General features: G+C 62.7%; 1 protein-coding gene. It reads left to right on the forward strand.

What is annotated here, in order from left to right; translation table 11 throughout:
* Positions 1–2851: AMP-binding protein (locus HX866_RS33605; protein WP_177141266.1), on the forward strand; the 2851-nt coding region annotated here is incomplete at both ends.

Genomic DNA, 2851 nt, shown 5'->3' on the forward strand with positions numbered 1-2851 from the left:
GTCAACGTGGCGGGCGAAGCCCTCAAGCGTAGCCTGGTGGAAAACCTGTTCGAGAAAACCGGCGTCCAACGCCTGTGCAACCTCTACGGCCCGTCGGAAACCACCACCTACTCAAGCTGGGTAGCGATGGATCGTGAAGACGGTTTTGCGCCGCATATCGGCAAACCCGTCGGCAACACCCAGTTCTACCTGCTGGACGAACAGCAACAACCGGTCCCACTGGGCGTCCCGGGTGAAATCTACATCGGTGGCGCTGGCGTGGCCCGAGGCTACCTGAACCGCGATGACCTGACCGCCGAACGTTTCCTCAACGACCCGTTCAGCCAGGATGTTTCAGCGCGCATGTACCGTACCGGCGACCTCGGCCGCTACCTGCCAGACGGCAATATCGAATACCTGGGCCGTAACGACGACCAGGTGAAGATCCGTGGTTTCCGTATCGAGTTGGGCGAAATCGATGCCCGTCTGGCCAAGCACCCGGCCATCCACGAAGCGGTGGTCACCGCTCGCGAAGACATCCCGGGCGACAAACGCCTGGTGGCCTATTACACGGTCCACTCAGAGGGCAATGAGCCGGACATCGACAGCCTGCGCGGTTGGTTGCTGGGGCAACTGCCGGCCTACATGGTGCCGGTGGCCTATGTGCGGCTCGACACCTTGCCACTGACCCCGAATGGCAAACTGGATCGCAAGGCCTTGCCGGCCCCGGACCTCGATGCGCTGATCAGTCGCGGCTACGAGGCTCCGCAAGGCGAGACCGAAACCCAGATCGCCGCCATCTGGCAAGAACTGCTGGGTGTGGCCCAGGTCGGTCGCCACGACCATTTCTTCGAATTGGGTGGGCACTCGTTGCTGGCGGTCAGTCTGATCGGGCGCATGCGCCAGATCGGCCTGAGTGCCGATGTGCACGTGCTGTTCAGTCAGCCGACCCTGGCGGCCCTGGCGGCTGCCGTGGGCGGCGGTCGCGAAATCGTGGTGCCGGCCAACATCATCCCCGAGGGTTGTGAGCGCATCACCCCGGACATGTTGCCACTGGTGTCCCTGAGCCAGGACGATATTGATCGCGTGATCGCCGGCGTGCCCGGCGGTCTGGCCAATGTGCAGGACATTTATGCGTTGGCACCGCTGCAGGAAGGGATTTTGTATCACCACCTGTCAGCGGAACAAGGTGACCCTTACGTTCTGCAAACGCAGTTCGCCTTTGACGATCACGAGCGTCTGGAGTCCTTTGCGCAGGCCTTGCAAATGGTCATCGACCGGCATGACATCCTGCGAACCGGGGTGCTCTGGGAAGGCCTTGATGCGCCGGTGCAAGTAGTCTGGCGTCAGGCGCGGTTGCACCTTGAGCCGCTTGAACTCGACCCGTCAGCCGGTGATATCGCCGCGCAACTGCACAGTCGTTTCGACCCACGGCACTATCGCCTGGACGTGACCCAGGCACCGCTGATGCGGGTGGTCTATGCCGAAGACCCGCTTAACCAGCGGATCAGCGCGATGATGCTGTTCCATCACATGGCCCTGGACCACACCACCGTGGAGGTGGTGCGCGATGAAATACAGGCGCACTTGCTGGGGCAGGCCGCGCAGTTGGGCAGTCCGGTACCGTATCGCAACTATGTAGCCCAGGCGCGCCTGGGTGTCAGCCAGGCCGAACACGAAGCTTTTTTCCGCGAGATGCTCGGCGATATCGAAGAACCCACGCTGCCCTTCGGCTTGCAGGATGTACAGGGTGATGGCCACGCAGTCGAGGAAGTGCATCAGGTGGTCGACGTCGACCTGAGCCGGCGCCTGCGCTTGCAGGCGCGTCAGCTCGGGGTCAGCGCCGCAAGCCTCTATCACCTGGCCTGGGCCCGTGTACTGGGCGGTGTATCGGGCAAGGACGATGTGGTCTTCGGCACCGTATTGCTCGGTCGTTTGCAGGGCGGCGCGGGTGCCGAGCGGGCGTTGGGGATGTTTATCAACACCTTGCCGCTGCGGGTAGCCGTGGGTGAGCAGGGTGTGCGTGCCGGGGTCAAGGCGACCCATGCGCGATTGACCGCTCTGCTGGGGCACGAACATGCGTCCCTGGCGTTGGCTCAACGTTGCAGCGGTGTGGTTGCACCGACGCCACTGTTCAGTGCCTTGCTCAACTATCGACACAGCGCTGTCGGCCATGTTTCCGAACAGACCGTGCAGGCTTGGCACGGTATCCATGCCATCAGCAGCGAAGAGCGCACCAACTACCCATTGACCTTGAACGTCGATGACCTGGGCGATGGCTTTGGCCTGAATGTGCAGGCTGCCGCCGGTATCGGTGCGCAGCGGGTTTGCGGTTATATGCAGACGGCCCTGGAGCAATTGGTCGATGCCCTGGAGCGGGCGCCGGGGTCGACCCTCGACAGCCTGTCGATTTTGCCCGACGACGAGCGCGAGCAGTTGCTGATGGGCTTCAATGACACGGCGCTGGAGTACCCGCAGGCGCAGACCGTGCATGGTCTGTTTGAGGCGCAGGTGGAGCGTACGCCGGAGGCTTTGGCGGTGGTCCATGGCGAACAGCGTCTGAGCTATCGCGAGCTCAACGAGCAGGCCAACCGTTTGGCCCATGCGTTGCGCAAGCAGGGTGTGCTGCCGGATTCGCGGGTGGGGATCTGTGTTGAGCGTGGGGCCGAGATGGTCGTTGGCTTGTTGGCGATCCTCAAGGCGGGCGGCGGTTATGTGCCGCTTGATCCAGCTTATCCGGTAGAGCGGATTGCCTATATGTTGCAGGACAGTGCTCCGGCGGCGGTCTTGGCACAAACGGCTACCCAGGATCTGTTGGCGGGCGTTTCGGTGCCCGTGATCAATCTCGATCAGGGCACCTGGCAGGACGAAT

This window comes from Pseudomonas gingeri, from assembly GCF_013386165.1.
In the GTDB taxonomy this organism is placed as follows: Bacteria; Pseudomonadota; Gammaproteobacteria; order Pseudomonadales; family Pseudomonadaceae; genus Aquipseudomonas; species Aquipseudomonas gingeri_C.